Source organism: Dyadobacter sp. HNCC25DJ183, from assembly GCF_056895175.1.
Window position 1 is genome coordinate 259,287 of record NZ_JBXHAP010000002.1, and the last position, 26,701, is coordinate 285,987.

Sequence of the window (26,701 nt, forward strand, 5' to 3'; positions counted from 1 at the left end):
GACTGCACTTGGCTCATAAGACTTAGAAATGATAACGTAACTTCAAGGAGCGGAGCGAATTTAAGGGAGCAACAGGATAAACCAATCTTGGCTATGACTTTATGAATTCGATATTAAATTGAATTTCTGAAACTGTACTAAATAACTTCTATGTCATCAAATGAGTCAATAACAATGTTTGGTTCGTCTTCATCAAACTGGGATGAGTCGTCAATAAATGTTGTCTCTAAAATAACCGTTCGATTAGCAGAGCATGTAAAAGAAAATTTATCTTCTGCAATGATTTCCGGGCGTGGATTTATCCAATCGAGGTCCTCACGCCAAACATTAAATACAATCGTTGCTGTACCTTTAACAGAAACTTTGAGAAAAATACCACTTTCTATAACAGTCATCTCCTCCCGTTTGATACTTACATGGTAGTCCGTAAAGTCAGTAATAGTCGCGTTCATATATCCAGGAGATAATTCATATTTCCTGAGATTTGCCGGCAACCATTTTTTGATATAACTACTTACAGCTAAATCGATAAAGCTTTTTTTGGATTCGATGAGCTCAAAGATTACATCCTCCGCATACTTAGTGACACCTGTTATTTGATCATGGTAATCAAGTATTTCCTTCATCTTTTCGTCAGAGAACAACAGATCAAAGGACTCAAACGTCGTTACGTCTGCTATCTCGCTAAAAGCACTTCGTAGCGTCTTATCACCACATACAAAATAAACTGCACCGCTATTCTTTAGTTCTAATATCGAGTGATATATAAGGGAATCAGGGATATCGTCACGATTTTTAGGTCTCTTGAATGGTGGGCCCCCATTGAAGTAATCGACAAAGGCCTGCTGGGAATGCTCCGGTCTAAAAGCCATTAATTCAGCTCGAGACTGCTCAACAAAATCATCCCAAAGGTTATTGTTAGAGATTTCAACGCGATCTCTAAAAGTTTCGAGGTCATAAATAATGCCTTCTAAGGCTTCTAAATCGTCTGCATGAATACCTTTTTTTTCCAGAGAAACTAGAGCTGAGATTGCCAGCGATATCTCTTTTTTAATCTCAAGCACACTCTTAGTTGTACACTCTTTATACACAAGCCATGGGATATACAACTGTATGAGTTTCCTGTTCCCTAGTGCCTTTATTCGTGAAATATGCACAGTATTTAGACTCTGGTTGGGGTAAAAATGTGAGCTATCTATTACAACAATCATAGTGAAGAATTTATAATTTCTATACTCGACAATTAGTGCCTCCAACGTTTGAAATTAAATATTAATATCGCTCCCCTCAATATTCAACACACTGTTGATCAGGCACTTTTATATTTAAATTTCAGTTTCCAATTTTTTCATCAACTGCAAATGATCCCAGGATTATTAATCTAATAAATCACCCGAATAATTTCGGATTTTTTTAAGCTATTTCAAACATATTGAAGAATTTTTGAACAACGTTTACTTCACTTCAATGGCTCCGATCCTAAGTCAAATTTACCTAGGATAGGTAAATCCCATTTCAATAAACTAGATTCACAAATCGGCTCAGCAAATGGTTTCGAAGACTTCGGAATCCAAATGAGCCGCCTGCTTTGCGCGTCTGGCCAGATGTACGATTGTAATACAATCGCCGGTTGCTGCGCACCCGATCTGGCCTTCCCCTCCAAAGTCGGTCTAGGTTTGCAAAGGAGTTTTTAATGTTTGAAAGTGTAGATAGGATCGTGATGAAAGAAGAAAAACCGAACAAAACAAAGCTTGTAATCTTCCGGTTAACACCCAGAGAATACGCTAATCTGGAAGCCAAACGCAGCCGCACCACATGCCGGAAATTAAGTGAATTTTTAAGGCTCTTGATCTTCAACCGACCGGTAACTGTGATCGAAAGGAACGGTTCGCAAGATCAGATGATCGGTGAATTGTCAGAGCTGCGGGAAGAGCTAAACCGGCTTGGCAACAACTTCAACCAGGCGACCAAACGCCTCAACGCGATCAACCAAATCTCAGAATTCAGAAACTGGATCGTCAGCTACGAAGCTGAAAAGACATTTCTGTTTTCAGTCCTGGACAAGATCAAATCGCAAACCGATAAAATGGCAGATCGATGGTTGCAGTGATCCACACCAGCAGCCGACTTCGGTCAGTACTGCTATACAATGAGAACAAGCTGGAACAGGGATGCGCGGAATGCATTTCGGCAATCAACTATCCTAAGGATGCGGATTCCCTGAGTTTTGATCAAAAGCTGAACCGGATTCAGCGGCAGTTGGCTTTGAACAAAAGGACGAAGGTCAATACGGTTCACGTGTCCCTGAACTTTGATCCCTCGGAAAAGCTGAGCAAAGAACAGCTCGCGGAGATTTCCAAAGCCTATTTAAAAGGTATTGGATTTGAAAAACAGCCCGCCCTCGTATACGAGCATCGGGACGCCGGTCATCCACATGTGCATATTGTGACGACCAATATCGAAGCTGATGGCAGCCGGATCTCACTGCACAACCTGGGCAAAAATCAATCGGAGAAAACCAGAAAAGAGATTGAGATAGATTTTGGATTGGTGAAGGCACAAGATCGAAAAGCGCAGGAGTTTAATTTGAAGCCTGTTAGCATCAAAGCAGAGTATGGAAAATCAGAAACCAAGAAAGCCATAGCCAATGTGCTCAATAAGGTTTTAAACGAATACAAGTTCACCACGATGGGTGAATTGAATGCAGCGCTCAACCAATATAATGTTGCAGCGGACATTGGCTCAGAGGGTTCGAGGATCAGAAAGAACAATGGCATCTTATACCGCGTGCTGGATAAAGATGGCAACCGGATTGGGGTGCCCATCAAAGCAAGCGACTTTCATTTTAAACCTACACACCGACAGCTGCGAGTTCGGTTTCTGCTGAATGAAACGAATCTTAATCGTGCCAAAGAGTCATTACGTGTTAAAAATAGTATTGACTTCACATTGTACGGCAAACAAAATGTGACATTGCCGAGATTAATCAACATTCTTCAAAAAGACGGGATCGATACGGTGACCCGGAAAAATGACGAAGGTCTGCTTTACGGAATCACCTACATTGACCATCGTACGAAATGTGTATTCAATGGAAGTTCATTGGGGAAGCAGTATAGCGCAAAGGGAATTACCGAGCGATGCGTTGAGGATCCATTTTCTCTTCATCAGCAAAAATCTCAAAGGATGGGGCTGGATGTTGGGCAAGCTTCTAGTACAGGTAATGTTTATCATGCTGTAAATGGTAATTCGTTGGAGAATGATAAGTCTCTTGAATCTTTGTTGTCTCCCATCAAGGATGGAGAGTACACGTCGCATCAGTTGAAGAAGCCGAAATGGAAAAAGCAGAAAGGGTTTTCGATGGGCCACTAGAGCCCATTTGATACCCACTCGTCTACCCGAAGAATTCAAATTAGGAATTCAGCCATTTTGCAACGCAAAGATCTACAAGTCTATTAAAGGCAAATAATGGAGCCCCAGATCTTGTAAAAACGAGTTATACTTTTGATCAAGCATTTTAAACACCTCATATAGATACTCTTTTGTTTGCTCCAAAAGCTGGAAGCAGATATCCGAATTAATAAATAGAAACTGCTCCGTTTGGATAGGAAACATCGTCTGTTTAAATTGAATTGAGGGTATGTCTCCGAGGGTTGTCATGAAATCAGGGTATTTATTGACCTGAGTGCTCGAATTATGGTGAATTATTGCATGTCTGATTCTTGTGTATTTGAGAAGATTTCTATTTTTCTCTTTAAGATCATTAGGTTGTCCCGCCAAGCAACGTTGTATAAATGAGTAGTAGTACTGAGCGTCGCCATCCTGCTTAATGCTGTCAGATTTTAGTGAAGGGAAATACAGCTTAGCAAGTTTAGAAGCTTGCTTTAAATACGCCTCCGCCACACTAAGAATTGAACAATAGATTGCCTTTCGTTGCAGATCGATCACCGATTCCAAAATGGCAAACTCAAAATCATATCGAATTGAGTCATAAGTTTCTCTTGTCTCTTTCTCTAATTCCAATCTAAGTGTATTGTCCAGAGAAATTGACGATTGATCTACCATTTTTAAGATATCACGGAAGGCAAGATATTCAATATCAAATCTTTTCTCCAAATCTTCCATTTCCTGCCAATATTTGAACCGTAAATCCTCATAATTAAATGTCATTGACGCTACTAATTTTAAATTGTGAGAAATGTTAATTGTAAGTAAGCTATTTCTATTATACTTAACTTGTGAATCGTATACACTCAATTCCGCATATAAATCAGATTGTCCTAGTGCTAAATTCAGCGCAACGAAAGGTACAAAGCAAAAAGTGACGACTGCAAATCTAAAGGCTATTTACCGCGGCTGTCGCCGCTCCTTAAACCGCCTTTGGATTTGCAGCCAAGGGGTATACCCCGTCACTTTTTACTTTGTGTGAGAATAGGCGATTGCGCTGAGTTGAAAATTGTTGAATGGAAAAAAAACTACGCTCTCAATTGCAACCTATTCGTTAGCCTTACCAAGCAACTTTAAATCTTGCAACTTTCTCCCCAGCTTGTCATCTGCGGCCAGTTTAAGGAAATCTTCGTGCAGATTTAGAACCCTCAAAACATTGAAATATGCCCCCATCGATACGCTAGGGTTTCCTTTTTCGATGTGATAAAGTGTAGTTCGGTCGATTCCTGCACGTTCAGATACTTGAATGGTCGTAAGTTTTCGCCGCTTGCGAGCTAGTTTTATATTTTCGCCCAACTGCTCAAACATCTTCAAAAATTTCGGCAAGATAATTTGCTTCTTCGTTTTCACCTGTTGGCTATTACAAACAATTTAACATATAATGTTGAAAATAATCAACATTATTGAATTTGTTATTGGGGTGACTCAGTATCGCAAAGACAACACAATAAAATTTATACCCGATATGGTATAATTTGATTAAGCGATCCTATTTTTATACCATAACGGGTATATAATATGTCAACTTTTTCGTCATTTTTGAAAGAAACGCGTAAGGCGGTTGGACTTACGCAGGAAGAACTTGCTTTCAAAGCAGGTGTCGGTCTACGCTTTATTCGCGATTTGGAACAAGGCAAGAAAACACTTCGACTTGATAAGGTCAATCAAGTTCTGTGGTTATTTGGAAAGGAAGTTGGTATAGTTGATACAAAAGCTGATGCATGACAATGCAACAATATGAGAACTTGTTGACAGAATCCATTTACTATGCCGATGCTTCCATGTTGGCAGCGATTGATGGCGACTTCAAATTTGTCGAAGGTGCTGGCTGGTACGCGCTGTATCAATACAACTATGATCAAAGCTTTTGGAGATTAGATAGATCTGATAAGCTGCAAAAGCAATTTTTTGTCAAACTTCCCTTCAGGGATGATTGGGCTAACTACAATTCGCAGGAGATGCAAATTGAGTTATTACGAAAAACGAGAGGAATTACAACAGAACCTTGTATATGGCAGGATTGTGCGAAACCAACTCTCAATGGACTCGCCCTTTGCGAAAGGCACGCATACTTTGAAATGGGAATAAGAAAGTAGCTACTGTAATTGAGCACACATATATAACAAGGCCATTGATAAAGGAACAGAAAGTTCTTATTTTTACTTGACGACATCGCAGTTACCACCGCCAAAAACCACAGGCATTTTCCAAACTTTGAACACCAAAAACCACCCGAAAACTCACCCAAAATCAGCGAAAATCCACCATCAAACACGTCAATTTTCGCTAAAAGAATTATACATAACAAATATACTGTTGTACTATATGTATAAAAAATAGTGAGTCTTTCGTGTAGTTTACTTCAAATATAGGAGACAAAACCTTGAATACGAGCCGATTAAAGGCAAAGTTCGAGACCCGTCTCCCTCCCAAGTTTTAAAGGTACTGATTTTTTAGGGCCATTTTTGAGGCCGACTGGACAAGTCCAATACTATTATTCGGCAGATCTTTGCTTCTTACGTTTCGGCGGTTTACAAGTTTTACAAAAATCCGCTGATTTCCTTCTTTACCTGCTTGTGAAGCGAATCCAGTTTTACTTGGTCTCTGCCAAAATCTGTTGCCTGTTGGGTAGTGGTGCTACGTTCAATGTATTTTTTTTCCAGGGTATCATAAATGGGTTGGTAAAAATTGACCCCACATCTACTGTAATCATTTTCTTGTGTCAATGAATTCATAACTTTCAGTATTCATTTCAACATTGATCTGTTTTGAAATAAACTTTATACGATTGTTATCCAGTACCTCATATTTGTAAATATCTGTTTCACCGGAATCATCATGAAATTCGTAAAATTTACCATTTTTTACCCACCAGTTTCCCTTTTCAGTATGTTCATCAGATTCGCCTTTAATAATGGTTTTAAAATTAAGTAAGAAGGTGCCATCACTATTTCTCGTCATTTCCCATATTTTTTGAGCTCCTTCAATTTGTTGATCTTGCTCTGATCCCGTCCAAACTCCTACAAGTCTATTGTCAATTTTTTTTCCAGGAGATGTTGTCGTCAAACCATTAGAGCAAGAAGCTAAGATTAATAACAGTAAAGTAAATTTTATGTAATCTGTTTTCATATTTGGTTTATGTATTGTTTCGATTTTTATTTTTAGTTAGGTGATTTGATGGAAATTATTCGGCTATAATCCTTAACTACTTTCGTAAGTTGAAGATTTGCTATACTTTCATCCGCTTCCACTCCAAAAAAGCATCAATCCGCTTAAAATACTCGGTCGCAACTTCGCTAAAAAGTGGAAAACGGGCCTATACAAATCCTCTCACAAAGTCAAATGTAATGATGCCTGATCCAGAATAGTATTCGAGAAATATACCAAATGCCAGTGATTTGGATAATCGCATTAGCCCTTTTTTGCTGCTCAACAAATACTTTCGTTTACCCCTCGTATCCACGCTTCTGCCTCTCCGGCATCAGCGAAAAAGTGCTCACTCTCACTGCTGTACAGCGATTCGTATTTCTCCATTTTTGTAACATCCTGATGGCAATGTGCCGCTGCGATGCATTGAATATTCCTGTTCCTGGTGATGACCAACTTTTCGGCCTCCTCGGGAAACATCGCTACGTAACCGACTTTCCAGCCGTACTGCGCGAGCGTGAGTGGAACAATGCTGCGAAAGTACTTGTGCACTTCCAGGTCCACCGCATTAAAACCATGCAGGTTTACGAAAATCTTGAAAACGCCCGACTCAGCCACCTGATCCAGCGCGGCATGAAATGTTTGCTCCCAATGTAACACATCCTGCTTTGCTACGTCGCCACTGATTTGTGTAATAATAAGCTGTTGATCAGCGTACCAGTCGCTGCGTATGATCGTCTTACCCGCCATATTATCTAGTGATTAATGAACCATTTTGGTATGATAATTCGGGTAATGGCCATTTTGTTCTGACCGTCGACAGAAGGCTGTGAACTGTCGACGAAACGAAAAAGTACTGTTAATGATAGGCCTGCAATTTGCAATTGATAACCCCCCGGCCTCTATCCCCAAACAAACACCCGGATAATCAACGATGCAACTGTGATAATCACAATGCCTGCGATGTTGAGCAATAGCCCTGCATTGCGCATATCAGCCACACGGAGCCGCCCGCTTCCAAACACGATCGTATTAGGCGGGGTTGCTACCGGGAGCATAAACCCTAGCGACGCCGCCAGCGTGGCCGGCACCATCAGCATCAGCGGGGGCATGCCAGTTACTTTTTGAATGGCTATTAAGATAGGCAGCACCAATTGTATGCATGCCACATTTGAAGCTAGTTCACTTATAACACAAATGATAACGCACATGCCCGCGATAACAAAAACTGGGGACGCATCCTTTAAAAACAGCAGTTCCTGCGCCAGCCAGGTACTTAGCCCCGACTGATCGCAGCCTTTTGCCAAAGCAAAACCACTGCCCAGCAAGAGAATAATGCCTATCGGAAGTTTCTTTCCTTCTTCCCAGCTCAGCAGCATTTTTCCTTTCTCGTTTTTCGAAGGGATAAGAAACAGCAAAATTGCCATTACAATGGCCACCGTACTGTCCGTAATAAACGATGCCTGTGTACCTAACAGTCGGCCCCAACCTTTTAAATGAAAAGATCCAAAATCAATATCTTTTCTACCAAACCACAGGTATGCGGTAATGACAAAAACCGCAAATACGACCTATTCTTCAAAAGCCATTTTCCCCAATTGCCGCAGGGAGACAACGAAGTAACTGCGGTCGAATACGACATTTTTTGCATGCCGGAGAAATGTGAATTTCAGGATAAAAAACGCCGCCGCCAACAGCATTAATGCAACAGGAAAGGCAAGGACAAACCAACTGACAAAGTTCATGTCGCCGGCATCTTTGTAAGCATCTAAATATATCTTGTAGAAAGCAAGATTAGTGGCCGTTCCCACCAATGTAGACATGCCACCGATGGAGGCCGAATAGGCAAGCCCCAACAGCATTACCTTAGCGATCGCATTTTTTTGAGTAACAGATATGTCGTGTTTTTCCACCTGAACGATAATGCCCAGCACCGCAGAGAGCATCATCATGACGGTAGCCGTATTGGACACCCACATGGAGATAAAAAAAGTAGCGACCATTACGCCCCCGAGCATGGTGGCCGGGTTGGCGCCGAGTTTCGATAAAATGGACAATGCAATCCGCTGGTGAAGGTTCCACCTCTCAATAGCGAAGGCCAGCAATACACCTCCGATGAACAAAAAAATAGTTTGATCCATATATTGCGCCGCCACCGTTTGCGAATCGGCTATGCCCAGTGTCGGCATCAGTATGAAAGGCAGCAACGCTGTCACTGCCAGGTCAGTAGCCTCGGTGAGCCACCAAATGGCGACCCATAATGTCACGGCGGCCATACTGATAACCTCGGGATGCCCAGGGTTTAAGTCAGCAAAAAATAGAACAAGAAAAAACGCAGCCGGTCCGGCTAGTAGCGCAGCAATTTGGGAGGATTTCAAAGAGCTTCTGTTAAGGTAGTTACATATGTGAATATTGCGATAAAGTTGCAAAAAACTACTATATGCACAAACCCTGCTTGCTACGTAAGCACTTAGTTAATATCAGGATAGATCCGCAAAAGTCTCAACTAAGAACGATAAGTAATATACGTTCTCGATTGACCTTAATTAGCTCTAACCGCTGAGGTGTGTGTTCTACTCAGTCGGTTAGAGCGTCGGAGTGTTGGTGACCTCAACTAGTCAGCATCCTCGTCTGCCACCACGTCAGCGTGGGCTTCTGCCTCGTAGCTATCCGCGTACTTGATGTCGCCGAGCCAATATTCTGAGCTTACAATGTCATAGGTAACAGCGGTTTCACTTCTGGAAACAAGGTTCAACTGCCAGAGAATATCCTTTGCTTCTTCAAAACGATCGCCCTCTAATTGATCCGGGAAAAGGCGCCTTACCAAACTCCGGTCCGACATTCCTGCAGCCAGGATCCTCAGGATCGGAGCTTCGGGGTCTTTGTCAAACATAGCCACATCGCCCTCAATCTCTATGGAGAACCTGACCGCCTCGACACGCGGGAACTTGCCGTTAAAGGCTTCGTAAAGCAATTGGGTCGATCGGAAAAGATCGGGATGCAGATGCAGCTCGGGGTATTCTTCCCAAAGTTTTTCAGTCAGTATCTCGTGTGACAGATTCTGGATCTGGCCGTCTGTAAGGCGATCAGCAATTGTATAATCCAAAACGATTTTGGCAGCTTCTTCGGGCTCAAAGTCCGTCAATGACATCATACACATTTCTTTCAGCTCGGAATCCTTGATTTCGGCGGGATTATCGTAATCCATAGCATTCAGGAGATTGATCAGATCGGTTTTTTCCCAAGATCCCGGCAACTTCTGTATTTGTGAGAAAGACAATACTTTTACTTTAAATTGGCTCATTTTGTTGCGAATAGAATTTTGAAAGCCCGCTCCCGGAAAATCGGAAGCAAGCGACAGGGACAATCGTCTCCATGTCAGTTTCTTTGATCTGTAGCATAATCGTGCCGCGGGCAGCGTGAGGATAAATACCCGGTTTGTAAGGAACACATACAATTTGGTGTAGGCTAGTCAGGTAATCCTTCAACCCAATTCCCAGCGGAATGCTTTCTTTAAATTCTTTTTATTGCTACTCGGAGGACCGCCGTAATGAAAGTTCCAGGCCCAGGCGCTGCCAGTTTTGCTGGATGTCGACGTCCAGAATATACCGAGAAAGCTGATCGTTTTATACGTTTGTCCATCACGGGGGTCAGTGAAGGTCCCGCGGTGGATTGGGCAAATCCCAATTGTGTAAAAAAGCTCATCAGAAGCCAGTAAACGTACATCTTGCAATTAGTTAATTTTTAATATCTTAATCCTCACCGGCCCTTTCATATGCGCCACATCAACAGGTACTCCCTTTTGCGTTATCACTACGCTGCCTTTGTTATGCAAATCAATTGCTACTTCGCGCACATCCTGCATATGATTTCGCCAGTCGTCGGGAAATAGCATGCGTGCAATTTCGGACGGACAGGTGCTTTTCTCAGCGCCGCGATGTGTTGCAGTGGATAAAATGGTGGTTGCTATTTCCTCGTAATGCTGCATGTTTTTACAATTAACTTCAATGTTAGTCAAAGGCTTCTTTGTGTTGGTCTGTAAAAACAAACCTCTATTATCGCGCCGGCACTATCTCCTATACTTTAATTAAAGAGATCGCTTCAAATGAATTATAAATAGTATTCCAACTAGTTTGATATTCAAATACTTTCACCTAAAATATCAGTAACGTATAGCAGGAATTTGCCATTGCGCACTGCTGCTGCATTCTCTTCTTTTGTCCTAAACAAAATCCGGTATCTGTAAGGATCGAGTACGGCTTTGATCATTTTTCAAAGCATGTCGCCCGTCTGATACCTGAATTTACTCAATGTCTAAGTCTCAACAAATGAAGAAACTCTACACTTCCGGCAACGGCGCGCTTTTCCTATTTTTTTGTACAATATTAACAATCCAACCCCTGCTCAAAGCATTCGGCGCCGTGCAACTGCCGCAAAAGCCCGCGGGTAATTTAGAGCAGAATGATGTTTTCAAGCAGATGACGGCTGGCTGGTCACAGAGGAAGACAAGCAGTGCAGTTTTACTATCGTCAGACAGTCTTTCAAGAAGCTTGTTTAAAAAGATGCTTGTCGCACCCGGAAAGCGGAGCTTGGTGAAGCGTGAGGCTCCAAAAAGAACATACGGGGCGCAGGACGCAGCGCGAAAATCAGCTTTGGCGGCAGTACCTCCCATTGTGTATGTAAATAGTAACGCAGGTGGAGACAATAGTGGCACCAGCTGGGAAAATCCATTCTGGGATTTGGCACAAGCCCTTAAATATGTGCATGATAATTCCGGTGTGGAGCAAATCTGGGTCGCTAACGGAACCTACTACCCGGATTATGATAGCAATTATGAATTTCAATACGACGAAGACGCAGTAAACCGCACATTCCTGTTGCCGCCTGATATCAAGATCTACGGCGGATTCAGGGGCGATGAACAATCACCTGCTGAGCGCGAGCTCAACATTGCAGAAGGTAACCAGGTAGCAGATTTTGAAAGTGATGAAGAAATTGTCACCGTTCTCGACGGACGTAATACATCATATCACGTGGTCACCTATGCCGGTGAGGCAGGCGACGCGATCCTGGACGGATTTATCATCAGGGGTGGAAATGCAAATGGTGAATCGAGCGCTTCCATTAATGGACGCAGTATTCCGCGGAATGTCGGAGGAGGGATTGTCGCCGTTTATTCATCACCCTCCTTGCGCAATCTGCTGATTACGGGCAACTATGCGGCTGACGGCAGTGGTATTTATGCTTCTGGGTCCAGTTTGGCTTTAACGAATGCGATCGTCAGTGCTAATCCGGTAAATGGACAAGGTGCTGTTTATCTTTTGAATTCTTCTGCCATTTTTACCAATACTACTATTTCGGCAATCGCAGGACAGACCAGCGCCGCCGTGGTGCTTGAAGGCGCGGCCCCGAAAATCCGCAATACGATCATCAGCGGCAGTCTCAGTACTTCGGGCGTTGCGGTAGAAGTGGGTGACGGAACAGTTCCCTATTTTTCTAACAGCATCGTTCCCGGAAGTGGCGGAAGCGGGTCCTGGAATGCGGCATATGGAAAAGATCAGGGCGGGAACCTCGACGTAGATCCCGGCTTTTTTGACGAAAGCAAGGGCGTTTTGGGATTGAGGCCGGGCAGCCCGGCTGTCAACAAAGGCAATAATCTCTTTCTTCAATCCGGCCAGATACCCAATTTGTCAACCATTACAACCGATCCTCGAGGAACCCCGCGCATTACAAAAAGTACCGTAGATATCGGCGCGCTGGAAAGTGTGTACGAAACCTTATCAACCACACTTATACCAAACGAAAATGGAATATTGTTTGTAAAAAAGGGTGGTTCCGGGTCGAAAAACGGAAGCGACTGGAACAATGCAGCCGCCGAAGTAGCCGACGCCATTGTTGCTTCCTATATCAAGGATATCAAGCAGATATGGGTTGCCGGGGGCACTTATCATCCACTTTACCGTCCTGATAATCTTTCGAATGCGGATCCTAAAAGCCCTTTGAACAGCTTCCTGCTGACAGGCGAGATTCAGTTATACGGTGGGTTTAAAGGAACTGAATCTTCGCTGGCAGATCGGGACCTCCGGCTTAAAGAAAATGCCAGTATTCTGAGCGGCGATTTCAATCAGGATGACAATTTTGATTTTATGGACTTCTATAACAATGGAGCCAGGAATGAATTCAGCGAAAACGCCCACCATGTGATTTATGGACTGTACCTGAACTCGGATCATCTCTTGGATGGATTTACGATTGAAGGGGCGAATAATATGTCTTCCAGTGAGGATGAAACGACTCTTATACTTGAAACAGCAGTTCCCAACGCCTTTGGTGCAGGCATTTTTATTTACCAGACGCGAAAGCCAGTTTATTTGGAAAATCTGATTATCAGGAACAATCTCGGAAATATAGGCGGAGGGTGTATGGGGTTTCTTGCCGGTTCGTTGTTCATGAATTGTCTTATCTACCACAATTATGATAAAGGATACGGGAGTGGCATATTGGACGGGTTTAATACGGAGGGAATTGCAATATTAAGTACGACCGTGACGCAGAACCTGTCAGAATCGAATTATAATGGGCTTGGTGTTGTGGTAATCGACGGAATAGGTACGGGGATATTCAACAGTATTATAGCTAAAAATATCGCTCGGGGTGCCGATGGACCATACCAGCGCAGCCTTTCGATTGACGGCGCATTGGTTGCTATTACCAATAGTATTGTGGAGGGGACCGGAGGAAGTGCAAACTGGCTGTTTAGCGATGACGACGAATACCATGACAATGGCGGGAACCTGGATACAGATCCGCAGTTTGCTGACATGGATGGAGGTGACTTTTCACTAGCTGCATGCAGCAGGGCGATTGATGCAGGGGATGTAAGTCCGTATCCTTCGAATATCCTTCCAAAGACAGATCTGGGCGGCAACAGCAGGGTATTCAACGATCAAATCGATATTGGCGCATTCGAGTTTCAAGGTGTGAGGCCGCCAAATGCAGATGCATTGGCTGGTAATGCAAAAACCAGTTCTTTTACATTCGACGAAGAAATTATGGCGCCACATACTTTCACCGCAGCAGGCGCCACTTGTGACGCAGACCTTCTGACATTGATGCCAGACAATGTAAGTGGCGAGGTAACGGCCACTGTGTGGGTTGATGCGCAGGTGAATTCATACGGCGGCGCAGTGTATCTCCAGAGGCATTTTGATATCACTCCTTCCGAAAACCCGGCGTCTTCATCGGGGCGCGTAACTGTTTACTTCACCCAGGCAGAATTTGATGCGCTGAATGCAAAGCTATCCCCGCCCGACTATTTACCGACAGGACAGCCGGAAGGCGAAGACGAGAGAAAGGCTAATCTCAGGATTTACCAGTTTCACGGATCTAGCTCCGACGGCAGCGGAAGTCCTGCGTCGTATACAGACTCGCGGATTGTTATCGACCCGGATGACAATGATATTACATGGAATGCGAAGCTTAATCGCTGGGAAGTAACCTTTTCAGTTGAAGGATTTAGTGGCTTTTTTGGGGGCACAGTTGGTCAGAATCCATTGCCTGTCAAACTGATCAGTTTTGAAGGAAGACAGACGGATGATCAGCAAATAAAGCTCGACTGGAAGGTTGCCGAGCAGGAAAACATTCAGATATATGAGATCGAGTACAGTGCAAATGGCAAAAATTTTGCCAAGATCGGAGAGGTAAATGCAAATATCCTGACGAACACAGCATACAGCTACACAGACTCACTCACGCATGCCGGCGACCGGGCTTACTACCGCCTGAAAATCCTCGAATTCGATGGCAAAACAGGGTATAGCAAATTAATTTCCCTGAAACTTTCGCACAATGCCGGGATCGTCGCTTATCCGGTCCCAGCCAAAAATGAGCTCTGGGTTGACTGGAAAAAGACCAATGCACAATCCGCCGAATTCATCGATTCCAACGGGAGGATTTTAAAGACAATTAAGAAATCGTCCGGAGTCCAGAAAGTGGATATATCAGGCTTGCCGGGCGGCTTGTTCTTCTTGAAAACAGAGGGGAATGCGGTTTTGAAAGTGGTTAAAGAGTAGGGGACTCATGATGAACTATCCTTACGTGGGTGAGATCAAAATGTTCGCTGGCAAATCCGCTCCCGACGGCTGGATGTTCTGCGACGGGTCGCTGCTTTCCATTGCTGAAAACCATTTTCTTTTCAACCTGCTCGGAACTACTTATGGCGGCGACGGCCGGGAAACATTCGGTTTGCCCGATCTCCGCGGTCGCCTGCCAATCCATCAGGACGAAGGCCCGGGAAATGGAGAAAGGCCATTTAGCAGCGATGAGCCTTATTTGTACGTCAATTACATCATTTCACTTTACGGGATCTATTCCCCCAAAAGCCAGTAATAAAAACGTCTTTCCAGTAACATTACAGTCTCAAAATGGAAGAGCCTTTTATAGCTGAAATCAAATTCATCTCTTCCCGAGTCGCACCGGAAGGCTGGGCCTGGTGCGACGGCCGGGAAATGCGTATCGCGGAGCATCCCGCCTTGTTTGAACTGTTGGGCACGACATTCGGCGGCGACGGTCATGCCACATTCGCGCTCCCCAACCTGGCAGGCCGCAAACCCGTGCAGATCGAATTGCATTGCTTGAACCTCGCATTGGTTAATGCATCCTCGCGCCCACTTGGTCTGGAAAGAAACGTGCAGCCAACTTCTGGCCTGCAAAAGTATGGATCTACCTGTTTTTGCATTGCTTTGAAAGGCAAGTTACCAGTGAGTCCGGGAGGACCTTGTTGAAACGAAGGATTAACCCATTGATATCAGCTACTTCGCCAACTGCAAATCCGCAATACTCTTAATTCTATTCCTTTCCAAAAACGCATCGATCGTCTCAAAATGCTCGATCACGCGTTTGTCTTTAAATTCGAAAACCTTTTGAGATAAGCCTTGTAAAAAGTCCCTGTCGTGGGAAACGAGCACCAATGTGCCGTCGAAGTTCCTTAGTGCTTCTTTTAAAACATCCTTTGATTTTAGATCCAAATGGTTCGTAGGCTCATCGAGAATCAGCAGGTTTACAGGTTCCAAAAGCAGCTTCACCATGGCAAGCCGCGTTTTTTCTCCTCCTGATAATACGCTCACTTTTTTATCAATATCCTCTCCCTGAAACATGAATGCGCCCAGGATATTTTTGATCTGGGTTCTTACGTCGCCTTCTGCGACTTCGTCTACGGTTTGGAAAATGGTCAGGTTTGGATCCAGCAATGCGGCCTGGTTTTGTGCGAAGTAGCCTACTTTGACATTATGCCCCAGCTGGCAGGTACCTTCTACATCGATCTGCCCCATAATGGCTTTGATCATCGTCGATTTACCCTCTCCATTTCGTCCTACAAAAGACACTTTTTCACCTCTGGAAATCGTCATGCTCGCGGTTTTGAACACCACCTGATCACCGTAGGATTTGGAAACATCTTTCACAGTTACGGGATAATCGCCTGATCGTGGCGAAGGCGGGAAACGTAATTTCAGCGCTGAATTATCGATTTCGTCGATTTCAATAATTTCCAGTTTTTCCAGCATGCGTTCGCGGGAAGATACCTGGTTGGTTTTGGAGTAAGTCCCGCGGAAGCGTTCGATGAATTGCATGTTGTCCGCAATCATTTTTTGCTGCTCCTGATATGCCTTGATCTGGTGAGAGCGGCGTTCTTCACGCAATACCAGGTAATGCGAATAGTTGGCTTTGTAGTCAAAAATCCGTCCCATTGTCACTTCAATGGTGCGGTTGGTAATGTTGTCGATAAATGCACGGTCGTGGGAAATGACCATTACTGCATTGGATTTATTCACCAGAAAATCTTCCAGCCACATCACAGATTCAATGTCAATGTGGTTAGTAGGCTCATCGAGCAAAATCAAATCTGGCTTTTGCAAGAGTATCTTGGCCAGCTCAATGCGCATCCGCCAGCCTCCGCTGAATTCCTTGGTCTGCCGCTGAAAATCTTCGGGCCGGAAGCCCAGTCCTTTCAATGCTTTCTCTACCTCTGCGTCATAATTGACTTCTTCGAGCTGGTAATATTTCTCACCGATTTCGGTCACCTTTTCAATGATCGCCATGTACTCGTCACTGTCGTAATCGGTGCGGGTTTCGAGCGCGTGATTGAGTTGTTCCATTTCGGTACGCATTTCAAACACCTGCTTGAATGCTTTGGCCGCTTCCTCGAAAACAGTACAGTTGTCTTCGGTCAGTAAATGTTGCGGCAAATACGCGATTACAGCGTCCTTGGGTGCGCGAACGTGGCCGCGATTGGCTTTTTGTTCGCCCGCAATGATCTTCATCATCGTAGATTTCCCTGCTCCATTTTTGCCCATCAGGGCAATTTTATCGGTAGGATTAATAGCGAAAGAAACTTCGCTAAAAAGCGTAGAACCGCTAAATTCAACGGCCAAATTCTCAACTGTAATCATCGTCTCATTTTTTGAAGCCGCAAAGGTACGATGATAGGATTATTGACCAACTGCATTGAATTAATTGTTATTTAAGGATGTTTTTTAAACAGGAATATGATGTTTCTTTTAAATAAACAGCGATCTTAAAATATGGACTTACGCACGACATTATCAGTAAATGAGAGCTTCATGGAAATGCTGACAGATATCAAAAACCGTGGAGCAAAAGCAGAAATGATCCTGGATATCAATGGGCTGGAACGGGCTGAGGGAGTGATAGAGGAAATCCACGCTGATGATCCGAACCCTTACATTGTACTAAGAGACGGGACGAAGATTGTAGAAAAAACAATCGCTGCCCTTAATGGCATGTTCCGGCCGGAGTATTCTGGGTGTTAGCAGCTGTGATTGGTAGTTAACTTTATTGCACTGGATCCGGAGAACCTTGCAGAGCTGGTCCATGCAATTACAAAAGGTGCGGCGAGGACACAAAAAACCTTCACTTATGGATACCCTATTCGCAGAGATATTACAGGAAAACCACGTCTCGGCCTGGAACGAAAGAGATCGTGAAAAGAGAGATATACTTTTGAAAACGATCTACGCAGACGACATTAAAATGTACGATCAGGATACTGTTTTCCAGAGCCTGGCCGAAGTTTCAGATTTCATCGGAAAACTTTACGCGCAAGATCCCGATTTTCTTTTCAGTGCAGCGCAGCCCATGAACTTCACGCAAAATGGAGCGCGTTTGTATGGACATATTGGTACAAAAGAAAAGCCGGATATAATGCAGAGTATGGATTTCTTCATCATTGAAAATGGCAAGCCGCGCATTTGTACGTTATGCTGGAGCCTGCGGTTCACTGAGTTTCTAATCAATTTTTACTTGTACCAAAAAACAAACTGGCCTCATTGAATTAGCGCCTTCCATCGGCGTTAATGTGAAACTCGATGTATCGTTTAGTTTTTGGTAAAAGAATTCCGAAAGTACCATGTTAAAAAACTGCTGCATATCCCTGACTCTAATCTTTTTCAGCCTGCATACAAGCTTAATGGCATGTAGTTGCATCAATGATTTCAAACGAATTAAGTCCGTTGAGGATTTAAAAGACTACGAGTTTGTTGCGCTGGTAAAAGTCACTTCTGAAACCATTAATCCGCCCGCGGATTCAACTCCTTTTCGGAACGCGATCCTGGGTTTCAGTATTATAGAGAAATTTAAGGGGAAGGACATTGCGAATGTGATTGAAAGCAACGTGCAATCGTCTTGTGACATGGGTATTGAGGTCGGGGACGAATGGGTGATATTTGCAAAAACAGATAACGGTAAGCTGAAAATCTCCGCTTGCGACCGGGATGTCCGGTACCGGGACAAGGCGGGCGTTCGCGACTGGCATTACAAACGCGGCATTCAGGAACTGGAAGATTTGAGGCAATTATACAGTCGCAGCCAAAAGCAGCAGCGCGATGGAATAAGCCGCGCGTATTATCCCGACGGCAAAGTTGAAGTAGAAGAAACATACCAGAATAACCTTAAAAATGGCATTCAGACGGTATATCACCCGAGCGGAAAGATATGGGGCAGGCAAAATTTTGTGAACGATTCTTTGCAGGGGAAGTCTGAATGGTATTATCCTTCAGGCCAGTTGAAGGGGCAAGCCTTCTACCGAAAAGGTTTTCTGATCAACATGTCGCGATTCTATTACGATACCACGATCACCGGTCGGGAGAAAGAATTCCTGATTAGGGAATTTTACAAAACGGAGGATTCGCTTCGCAAGGCGCACAGCCGTGTTCAGGTTTGGATGGAGGCACTTTATGATTACGATGGCAAGATCGTATTGTCGCGGGAATATTCGAGATCGGGTGTGATACAGCACGAAAACATTTATCACCTGGAAGATAAAAATTATACATCCGTGTTTTACCACGAAAACGGGCAGGTTCAGAATATCCAGCACCACAAAGGCGACAAGGAACGAGGCCACTATCAGGAATACGACTGGGACGGTAACCCTACCAGGTCCTGGGATTATGACGAAAATGGAAAGCAGATCAATCTGCACATTCCCAGGCGGTGAGGGTCCGCATTGTTGGTTCAGGCAAGTTTCTTTACAGGCTTAATTATTAAAATTTCCACCATCACGCCAAGCCCAACTCCTATACTATAACAAACCAAATCGCTCCAAACGAACGTAAAACCGAGTATCAATCCGCCCAGCGGCATATTTCGGATCGCATCGATCCACGGCTCGTGGTACAGCTGACTGAGTTCAATGCACACCGAAAATCCAAGCGCCGCAGCAGCCACCTGCCACGTAGGCCACTTGCGAAAAACGAATGCAAAGCCAAAAAACACCATTATCGCCCACAATGCATCGCCGACATACAGCTTAACGAATGCATACTGCCCGAGCAGGCGGCGTGACAAAAAGCCGACGAGCATGACGCTGGCTGTGAGGAAGCTGTAAAGTATGCGATTTCGGTAAAAGACCCGTGAAGAAGTGTTGTCTTCCATTTAGCTGGTAGGTATAATGAGCCGCCCGTGCTTTGCAGGATCAAACTTTTCGTATTTGTACTTAATCACATACTTCCGGTTGCTCCATCCATATTCATTGTTAATGAAGTTCTTTCTATATAAGTTAACCACTTCACTATCTCGGCGCGACAGCTTGGTTGTGTCCACTTCCCGCTTATTTCGCATATCGGTCGAGTATAAATGCCGCTCTTCGGTTAGCCGATTTTGTGCATTATAATAGTACCAAATAGTATCCGGACCCGCGGCTAAGTAGAATGTGCCAAGGTACATACTGTCAAACCACGCAAGTTTTAATCTTCCCTTCGGGTCGTAGGCAAACCTTTGTGAATAATGATTGACCGTATGCGGGTGTGTAGCATCAGGCCCACGAAGTACATAGAGCTGGTAATGGCGCACCAATTGACTTTTCATGTTCCGTTCCCAATGATCAATATTTACTAAGGGAGTATCAATCTCGGTCAGTTGAGGTTCCAGCTTGGTTAGTGTATCTCCGCTCGCAGTATACTTGAAATGTCGCTTGTAAGAACTTTGGTTAGAGCCTGCTGTTGATTCGGGCAATGAAGCCGTCGCGTGGTATTCCAGTATCAGCCTGCCGTTTGCGTCAAAATCACGGCGCACGGTATCAATGGATACATAACCGGGTGTTGAGCTCTCGCCATGTGAATAGTAGATGCTTTTCTTCCTCTGATCGCCTTCATAATAATGCAGTTCTTTCGAAGACGACTGTCCAAAAGTAAATGCCTCTATGACCCGGCCCCGATGGTCATAAAAAACCGTCTCAATGTGGTTACCGTCCCGCCATTTGGTACGTAAATGAGCAATTTGATTAATTGGCGACTGCAACCGAGGAATAGATTCATCGAGAAAATATTGTTCAGACCGGCCGCATGCGTACAGTGCAAGGCTTACGATAACCAGGAGTAAGAGTCTTTTCATGTGAATGCAAGATTTGAAAGACTTCTTAGTAAACCAAAAAGATGAGCTGATTTATATGCTCGGCGGATGATCTAAAAACCAAAAAGGACTGTCGCCAACAGTCCTCCAATTCCTAAATTTTCCCAGCCATTTTCTGAAACCCTTCCACCAGTAAGTTCACATCAAACAGCGCCGACTTTTCGGCCCCATTAAACGGGACATCCGAATGATAAAGCGCCAGATCGTGCACCATTTTAAGCGAATGCGCCAGCTCGTTGCAGCCCTGACATTCGATGAGGTACCAAAACTCGGCTTGTGAATCTGTCAGCGGAGTGCTAGCGTTTGATGCGTGACGTGCATCGTGCGTTGGGTTGACTGAATCTGCATTCGAGTCAACTCCTTTTCCATTAGACGTTTGCATTGTGAAAATGGATTGGATGAAAAGAAAGGAGAAGTCACCGCAAACGTCTACAAAGCGAACTTTGGCAGGTCGAGGGACTTTCACCCCTTTGCTTCTCCAGTGCCATTTCTGGCCTGCGTTTTGGTTGTTTGTTCATATAAATTTTGTAAACGTTTGCGGGGCAAATATAGGAGAAAGATTTAAACGAAATAGTACTTCCTAAGAGCTGTGGGAAGATAATGCGGATCAGAGCGACAATACTCAAACATCCGCTTTCCAAAAGTAATAAGCCTATCATCGGTAGATGACTTTAACAAGAGCATGTTGTGATCAAAGTACTTTGAAACAGCGTATCTTGTATTCCCAAAAACGTATCAAAGCGTTGAAATAAACTGCTTATTATAATGAACTTATCTGACCAATACATACTAATCCGGACCTATACGGATGAGATGGGAGAAAGTTTACCAGAGGACGATTTGATATTTGTTAGGCAATACCCCACTGATTATCTCATACTCTGCCTTTCTAAAATAAATGCATTGCTATATCAGGAACCAAGGATAGAGCATCACACTGCTGCAGTGCTAGATGTCATATTTCCGGGCAAGGATCATACAAAACTTTCATCAGCTACAAATCTTAAAGGTGGAGCTTACTTTGCATCGCCCGCAATTAGTCAATTAATTAAAGCTTGTTTGGAAAATTTTGTAGAAGTTGACGCCAAGCTTGCTTTTTATAATATTCAATTTGGCAGCGATCTGTTTAAGACCATACTAATCTTCAATGAAAGATATTTTCTAACTAATCCACGAACTCAGCTAGATACCTTTGCAGGTATTTTTAAATTAGATATCCAGCAGCAACATTACATAAGATCGGATTTTTTCAAAATATTTTCTATGATTAGATTCGCCTTCATCGCAAAGTTTTTAAGTGACAGTCAAGATTTCAGAAAATCATGCACTGAATTCTGCGAATACTATGAGATAGCTAATCCTTGGTTATTTGGTAGGTTTTTCTTGGATATTTTTAGGATTATATCATCCAAGGAGCAATTAGGGAATCACATACTAAACGTCGAAGGAATGCCCGCAAAGTTATTGTCAGAGTTTACAATGAATATGTCAACACTAAGTAGGAAGAAAGACATATCAGTTAATATGGATATAATTCCAAAGCCCTTTTATCGCATTGGTTCGGATGTCATAATAATAGATTACAATTTTTTCCAATACCCTATTGACCAAGGATTGTTTTATCTCCTATATAAACGAACTTCCTTAAAGAATGATCGTATGTTTGCTTCATACGATACATTTCAGGGATACATAGGGCTAATGTATTTTGAAAAATATTTAGTAAAAGAATACTTAACTCAAACATTTTATCGACAAAATCAAATTATTGTTAGTACAGAAAAGTATCAAGATTTTATTATAAAGTCGTCGAATAATTGTGTTTTAATAATTGAAGTTAAAAATACGAAGATTCATGCAAAAACATTGGAAGACATGGATTTTGTTGCATTCCAATCCGTTATCGATGAGAATTTACTTTCGGCAAAAGGTACAGATTCGAAAAATAAAGGTGTGCCGCAGCTGGTAGTTCAGATTAACAACTTGATTGAGGATGGCTCAGAACTCACAAAAAAACTGAAAATTAAACCTAATACCCAGTTAAGAATTTTCCCTATGATAATATATTCAGAAAGTGTTTTTGATGTTAGCGGTGTTAACTACTATGTAAATCAGAAATCCAGTTCAATGCTCTCGGGCATTGATACAAAAAAGCACATAGTCAAGCCAGTGACGTTACTTAACGTAAATATTTTAATTGAATACTTTGCACTTTTCAAAAAGAGCCCCTCACAGCTTACAAATTTGATTTCAGATTATTTTTCATTTGCACGAAAGAACAGGAAAAAGTATGACGTCGAGAATCATATGCATCATTATTACGTTTCAAACAAATCTTTTTCTGCTTACCTAAAACATCGGTCGTTAGGAGATCAATGGAAACTGAATTTTACTGAAATGAAAAAGGATTTTAATCTAGACATTCCTCCAATGAATCAGTTATAGAGACAAATAGCCGAAATAGGTCTACGAATTGAACTCGTCTAATATCAACCTCTGCAACTCAGCCTGCGGCAACAAAAGCTGATACTCCGCCACGCCAATCGGTTTGTTAATATCTTGCAAAGCTATTTCGACATCAAGATGATCCTTATCTGCTCAAAGGAGAATGCCGATAGAAGGATTTTCATTCTCACTTTTTTCCAGACGGTCGAGCAAGGAAAGATATAGATTCATTTTCCCTACGTATTCCGCCTTGAAACTGCCGATTTTTAATTCAATCGCCACGAGTGAACGCAGGCCGCGGTGGAAGAAGAGCATATCTACAAAATATTCCTTGCCATTGTATTCAAGCCTGTATTGGTTGCCAATGAAACTAAATCCTCTGCCCAGTTCCAGTATAAACGCTCGGATTTTGGCAATCAGCCTGTTTTCCAGCTCTAACTCTTTTATGGGCTCTGTTACACCCAGGAATCCGAGATTGTACGTGCTTCTGAAAACTTCGTTGGCATAGTCGGCGTGCGCCTCGGGCAGCGTCTGATTGAAATTGTGTGTTTTAAGTTGCTTTTGCGCCTGACTATAAGTGTCCATTTTAATGGCATTCAGCAACAAATCTCTCGACCATCCTTTGCTCGCGGCTTCACTGGCATAGAATTCTGCGGCTTGGAGAGATTGTAATTTATCGAGAAGGAGCAAATTATGTCCCCACGGCAAAACTGCTACGGCTTGTAGCAGTTTTGTATCTGCCTGATAATAGCGCACATACAAGCGTTTCATATTCCACAAATTCCGCGGGGACAACCCCATATCCGGAAATTCGTTTTTCAGATCAGTAGATAATTGATTGACAACTCCACTGCCATAACCTTCTTCCAGCTGCCTTTCCGAAAGCAACTTTCCTAAATTCCAATAAACAGATTGTCTGCTGCTATTAACCTGACGTGCGAGGTGTATACGCGCCGCCCGAATCTGGCTGATTGCCTGGTCAAGTATTTCCTTGTAGTCTGCTTCGTTAAAGCTAAGTGGGCTTACTTTGTCTTTGTTCATAAATGCTAGTGTGAATAGAATTAATCTCGTTTGTGCCTAGTGAGCGATGTAAGTTATTCGAAATTTTTGAACAACTGCATTCGAGCACTATAAGGCGACGCTATCCAAAATGCCCCCTTCAATCCCCCTTCAAATTTTCCAAAGGATTCACCAGCGAAGCCTTCACCGACTGGTAGCTCACCGTCAGCACCGCGATTACAATTGCCAACAATGCGGCCAGGGCGAAAACCCACCATTCAAGATTCACGTGATAGGCGTATTCCTGCAGCCATTGGTTCACCGACCACCAGGCCAGCGGGAAGGCGATCAGGTTGGAGATCAGTACCAGTTTCAGGAAATCTTTGGAAAGGAGCGTGGCGAGGCTGAATGAGGAGGCGCCGAGTACTTTTCGGATCCCGATTTCTTTGACGCGCTGCTCGGCGGAATAGGTAGCGAGGCCGAACAGTCCGAGGCAGGCGATGAGAATGGCGGCGAGGGCGGTCCAGATCATCAGCGTCTGGCGGCGGGAGTCTTCCATGTAAAACCGGGCGAGCTGCTCGTCCAGGAAGTGGTATTCAAATGGTTCGTCCGCGTCGGCGCGGAGCAAAACGGACTTCAACTTGTTCAGCGTGGCCGGAATGTTGGCCGGTTCGATTCGGGCAGTATAGTAATCAATGGGGTGAACAGGATTTCGATTATAACCCAAAACCAGCGGAGCGATTTTTTCCTTCAATGATTGGAAATGGAAGTCTTTAACAATGCCCACCACCTTTGCCTTAAATGGCGTTCCGTTAGAAAAGACAGCTTCAAAATCAGTGCCATTCGACGAAGCGACGGGTATTTCGACAAACTGACCGGCGGGGTTGGTGATGTTCAGCAGCCTGGCGGCGGTTTCGTTGAGCAGTACCGAAGACGAGTCGGAAAGGTTATCGAAGTTGCGGCCCTGTGCCAGTTTTATGTCAAAAGTGTTCAGGAAATCCCTGTCTGCCCCGAAAAAGTAAGCCACCTCCGGCTCGGTGCGGTTGCCCTGGGCATTGACCTTTACGCGCTGGTACATTTTCCATTCGCCGGGCACCCGGGAAGTGAGCGACACGCTTTTCACAGTCGGTATCGCGGCCATTTCGGCTTTGATCGCTTCGGAAGCGCTTCTGGCCTTGCCCGTGTTGACGTCGATCACCACGAGCAAATCCTTGTTAAAGCCAAGGTTAGTGTTGTTCATGAACTTCACCTGACGATAAAGCACGATCGTCCCGATAATGAGCACGATCGAAACCGTAAATTGAAACACAACCAATCCTTTCCGTAATCCCAAACTGCCGCTTTGGTTGATTTTCATGCCTTTTAATAAAGCCACCGGCTTGAAACCCGAGAGCAGCAGGGCCGGGTAACTGCCCGAAATAAGGCCGATCAACACTGTCGCGCTGACGGCCAACAACCAGACACGATAGTTGGTGGATAAATCGAAGGAAAGCTGTTTTTCTACAAAATTGTTAAATGGCGGCAGCAGCAGGTTTAGAAAAAGAACAGCCAATACAAACGCCAGACTGGTAATTAACAAGGCTTCAAACAGAAACTGATAAACCAGATTATGCCGTACTGCACCGATCGACTTACGCACACCGATTTCCTTAGCCCGGTTGGACGCCCGGGCGGTGGAAAGGTTCATGTAGTTAATGCCAGCGATGAACAGCACAAACAGCGACACAAATGAAAACATCCTCACATAGCCCAGATTTCCCTGCGGTATCGGCTCGACATTCGAGTTTCTGGCGCCGTCGACGATGTTTTCCGAATGCAGGTGCATGTCTTTCAAAGCCTGCAAGCTGAAATGCAGCCGCGTACCTTGTTCGGGTTTGAAGTTGGCGAGGACCATATTGGTCATCTTAGCGGCGGCAGTTTCCGGCATCGCGCCGTTTCTCAGTAAAGCATAAACAGAAAAACCGTTGGATAACCAGTCGGTGGCGGCTATATTCTTGAACTCGTCCGAGTTGGTATTTTCGGAAATAAGACTGTTGAATGTAAAGCTGGAATTTTTAGGATGATTTTTCAGAATACCGGTGATCCTGTGCGGCGTGTCGAGGTAACTCCATTGAAGCTGTTTGCCCAGTACCTGCGTGCTCCCGAAAAGCCGCGTTGCCAGTTCTTCATTGATAACAATCGAATTCGGCTCTTTCAATGCGGTTCTTTTATCACCGGAAATCAATGGAAAATCAAATATTTCAAGAAAGTTTTCATCGGCTATGGTAATCGTTTCCTGAAAGTTGACCGGGTTCTGCGGGTTCACCAGGTTCGCTCTCCCGATTCGGCTCATGCGCGTTGTGTTTTCCACTTCGGGAATACTTTGCTTGGACACTTCCGCGAGTTTAAAGCTCGCCGCCGCGATGGTGGTCTCCTCACCTTTCACATTCTTGTGTTCGACAACCCGGTAAATGCGATTCGCATGGGTATGCTGCTGATCGAATGTCAGTTCATCAAAAAGATAGAGGCCGATGAGCAGAAAGCAAGTCAGCCCGAAAGTAAGGCCGGCCACATTCAGAGCGGTGTAAAGCCTGTTCCGGACAAGCGTGCGGAGAGCGACGGTGAAGTAGTTTTTGATCATTGTTCGCGCGATAAGATTACCGCGAAGCTGAACAAATGTGTACCACTTAAAAAAGCTGCGAAAGCGTCCAAATTTGCGCTATCGGCTGTCCGGCAAGGAACATAGGCTGTTCGATAA

At 44.0% G+C, this 26,701-nt stretch carries 25 protein-coding genes and 1 pseudogene; 11 read left to right on the forward strand and 15 right to left on the reverse strand.

Annotation, left to right across the window (positions count from 1 at the left end):
- Positions 1-137 precede the first annotated feature (137 nt).
- Positions 138-1,211 (reverse strand): PIN domain-containing protein, encoded by a 1,074-nt coding sequence (locus tag AC1XTG_RS05085; RefSeq protein ID WP_484841241.1) that lies wholly within the window; start codon positions 1,209-1,211, stop codon positions 138-140.
- 482 nt (positions 1,212-1,693) lie between these two features.
- On the opposite strand from AC1XTG_RS05085, the gene AC1XTG_RS05090 reads away from it, so the two are divergent.
- A complete protein-coding gene (locus AC1XTG_RS05090; RefSeq protein WP_484841242.1) occupies positions 1,694-2,110 on the forward strand; it encodes a plasmid mobilization protein in 417 nt (138 codons plus the stop codon).
- Entirely contained in the window at positions 2,098-3,372 is a 1,275-nt protein-coding gene (locus AC1XTG_RS05095; RefSeq protein ID WP_484841243.1) for a relaxase/mobilization nuclease domain-containing protein, read from the forward strand. The genes AC1XTG_RS05090 and AC1XTG_RS05095 overlap by 13 nt, the downstream gene beginning before the upstream one ends.
- Positions 3,373-3,444: 72 nt before the next feature.
- Here the strand turns inward: AC1XTG_RS05095 and AC1XTG_RS05100 are convergent, their stop codons facing one another.
- Together AC1XTG_RS05100 and AC1XTG_RS05105 are read right to left on the reverse strand one after the other, a co-directional pair.
- On the reverse strand, positions 3,445-4,170 hold the full coding sequence (locus AC1XTG_RS05100) for a hypothetical protein (RefSeq protein WP_484841244.1): 726 nt from the start codon (positions 4,168-4,170) through the stop codon (positions 3,445-3,447).
- A gap of 324 nt (positions 4,171-4,494) precedes the next feature.
- Entirely contained in the window at positions 4,495-4,797 is a 303-nt protein-coding gene (locus AC1XTG_RS05105; RefSeq protein ID WP_484841245.1) for a helix-turn-helix domain-containing protein, read from the reverse strand.
- Between the two features lie 168 nt (positions 4,798-4,965).
- Between AC1XTG_RS05105 and AC1XTG_RS05110 the strand changes: the two genes are divergently transcribed.
- Entirely contained in the window at positions 4,966-5,172 is a 207-nt protein-coding gene (locus AC1XTG_RS05110; protein ID WP_484841246.1) for a helix-turn-helix transcriptional regulator, read from the forward strand.
- Positions 5,169-5,543, forward strand: coding sequence for a hypothetical protein (locus AC1XTG_RS05115; RefSeq protein ID WP_484841247.1), 375 nt, complete (start codon positions 5,169-5,171; stop codon positions 5,541-5,543). Before AC1XTG_RS05110 ends, AC1XTG_RS05115 begins: the two co-directional genes overlap by 4 nt.
- 613 nt (positions 5,544-6,156) lie before the next feature.
- Here AC1XTG_RS05115 and AC1XTG_RS05120 read toward each other — a convergent pair.
- The 6 genes and pseudogenes from AC1XTG_RS05120 to AC1XTG_RS05145 form a co-directional block, all read right to left on the reverse strand.
- On the reverse strand, positions 6,157-6,576 hold the full coding sequence (locus AC1XTG_RS05120; protein WP_157474522.1) for a lipocalin family protein: 420 nt from the start codon (positions 6,574-6,576) through the stop codon (positions 6,157-6,159).
- Positions 6,577-6,876: 300 nt separating this feature from the next.
- Positions 6,877-7,344: a hypothetical protein gene (locus tag AC1XTG_RS05125; protein WP_484841248.1), complete on the reverse strand. Its 468-nt coding sequence runs from the start codon at positions 7,342-7,344 to the stop codon at positions 6,877-6,879.
- A 152-nt stretch (positions 7,345-7,496) separates the two neighbouring features.
- Positions 7,497-9,023, reverse strand: a pseudogene (locus AC1XTG_RS05130) (SLC13 family permease).
- Positions 9,024-9,208: 185 nt separating this feature from the next.
- Positions 9,209-9,898: a hypothetical protein gene (locus AC1XTG_RS05135; RefSeq protein WP_484841249.1), complete on the reverse strand. Its 690-nt coding sequence runs from the start codon at positions 9,896-9,898 to the stop codon at positions 9,209-9,211.
- A gap of 429 nt (positions 9,899-10,327) precedes the next feature.
- Complete coding sequence (locus AC1XTG_RS05140; RefSeq protein ID WP_484841250.1) at positions 10,328-10,582, reverse strand: DUF3253 domain-containing protein; 255 nt, start codon at positions 10,580-10,582, stop codon at positions 10,328-10,330.
- Positions 10,583-10,734: 152 nt separating this feature from the next.
- Complete coding sequence (locus AC1XTG_RS05145; RefSeq protein WP_484841251.1) at positions 10,735-10,863, reverse strand: hypothetical protein; 129 nt, start codon at positions 10,861-10,863, stop codon at positions 10,735-10,737.
- Positions 10,864-10,922: 59 nt separating this feature from the next.
- On the opposite strand from AC1XTG_RS05145, the gene AC1XTG_RS05150 reads away from it, so the two are divergent.
- From AC1XTG_RS05150 to AC1XTG_RS05160, 3 genes are read left to right on the forward strand one after another with little or no spacing between them, the layout of a single operon-like run.
- Positions 10,923-14,666 carry a choice-of-anchor Q domain-containing protein gene (locus AC1XTG_RS05150; protein WP_484841252.1) on the forward strand — a complete coding sequence of 1,248 codons (3,744 nt, stop codon included), beginning with the start codon at positions 10,923-10,925 and terminating at the stop codon, positions 14,664-14,666.
- A gap of 7 nt (positions 14,667-14,673) precedes the next feature.
- On the forward strand, positions 14,674-14,982 hold the full coding sequence (locus AC1XTG_RS05155) for a phage tail protein (protein ID WP_484841253.1): 309 nt from the start codon (positions 14,674-14,676) through the stop codon (positions 14,980-14,982).
- A 35-nt stretch (positions 14,983-15,017) separates the two neighbouring features.
- Positions 15,018-15,377 carry a phage tail protein gene (locus tag AC1XTG_RS05160; RefSeq protein ID WP_484841254.1) on the forward strand — a complete coding sequence of 120 codons (360 nt, stop codon included), beginning with the start codon at positions 15,018-15,020 and terminating at the stop codon, positions 15,375-15,377.
- Between the two features lie 27 nt (positions 15,378-15,404).
- On the opposite strand, the gene AC1XTG_RS05165 is transcribed toward AC1XTG_RS05160, so the two are convergent.
- Positions 15,405-17,042 (reverse strand): ABC-F family ATP-binding cassette domain-containing protein, encoded by a 1,638-nt coding sequence (locus AC1XTG_RS05165; protein WP_484841255.1) that lies wholly within the window; start codon positions 17,040-17,042, stop codon positions 15,405-15,407.
- 132 nt (positions 17,043-17,174) lie between these two features.
- Between AC1XTG_RS05165 and AC1XTG_RS05170 the strand changes: the two genes are divergently transcribed.
- The 3 genes from AC1XTG_RS05170 (at position 17,175) to AC1XTG_RS05180 (ending at position 19,108) form a co-directional block, all read left to right on the forward strand.
- Complete coding sequence (locus AC1XTG_RS05170) at positions 17,175-17,423, forward strand: hypothetical protein (protein WP_056279755.1); 249 nt, start codon at positions 17,175-17,177, stop codon at positions 17,421-17,423.
- Positions 17,424-17,529: 106 nt separating this feature from the next.
- Entirely contained in the window at positions 17,530-17,943 is a 414-nt protein-coding gene (locus tag AC1XTG_RS05175; RefSeq protein ID WP_484841256.1) for a nuclear transport factor 2 family protein, read from the forward strand.
- Between the two features lie 136 nt (positions 17,944-18,079).
- Entirely contained in the window at positions 18,080-19,108 is a 1,029-nt protein-coding gene (locus tag AC1XTG_RS05180; protein ID WP_484841257.1) for a toxin-antitoxin system YwqK family antitoxin, read from the forward strand.
- Between the two features lie 17 nt (positions 19,109-19,125).
- On the opposite strand, the gene AC1XTG_RS05185 is transcribed toward AC1XTG_RS05180, so the two are convergent.
- From AC1XTG_RS05185 to AC1XTG_RS05195, 3 genes are all read right to left on the reverse strand, one after another.
- Positions 19,126-19,545 (reverse strand): ribosomal maturation YjgA family protein, encoded by a 420-nt coding sequence (locus AC1XTG_RS05185; RefSeq protein WP_484841258.1) that lies wholly within the window; start codon positions 19,543-19,545, stop codon positions 19,126-19,128.
- Positions 19,546-20,502: a hypothetical protein gene (locus AC1XTG_RS05190; protein ID WP_484841259.1), complete on the reverse strand. Its 957-nt coding sequence runs from the start codon at positions 20,500-20,502 to the stop codon at positions 19,546-19,548.
- Positions 20,503-20,614: 112 nt separating this feature from the next.
- Positions 20,615-20,902: a hypothetical protein gene (locus AC1XTG_RS05195; protein WP_484841260.1), complete on the reverse strand. Its 288-nt coding sequence runs from the start codon at positions 20,900-20,902 to the stop codon at positions 20,615-20,617.
- 383 nt (positions 20,903-21,285) lie between these two features.
- On the opposite strand from AC1XTG_RS05195, the gene AC1XTG_RS05200 reads away from it, so the two are divergent.
- Positions 21,286-22,965 (forward strand): hypothetical protein, encoded by a 1,680-nt coding sequence (locus tag AC1XTG_RS05200; protein WP_484841261.1) that lies wholly within the window; start codon positions 21,286-21,288, stop codon positions 22,963-22,965.
- 153 nt (positions 22,966-23,118) lie between these two features.
- Here AC1XTG_RS05200 and AC1XTG_RS05205 read toward each other — a convergent pair whose 3' ends face one another.
- Both AC1XTG_RS05205 and AC1XTG_RS05210 read right to left on the reverse strand, forming a co-directional pair.
- Entirely contained in the window at positions 23,119-24,006 is an 888-nt protein-coding gene (locus tag AC1XTG_RS05205; protein ID WP_484841262.1) for a PDDEXK nuclease domain-containing protein, read from the reverse strand.
- A gap of 118 nt (positions 24,007-24,124) precedes the next feature.
- A complete protein-coding gene (locus AC1XTG_RS05210) occupies positions 24,125-26,584 on the reverse strand; it encodes an ABC transporter permease (RefSeq protein WP_484841263.1) in 2,460 nt (819 codons plus the stop codon).
- Positions 26,585-26,701: the final 117 nt, after the last annotated feature.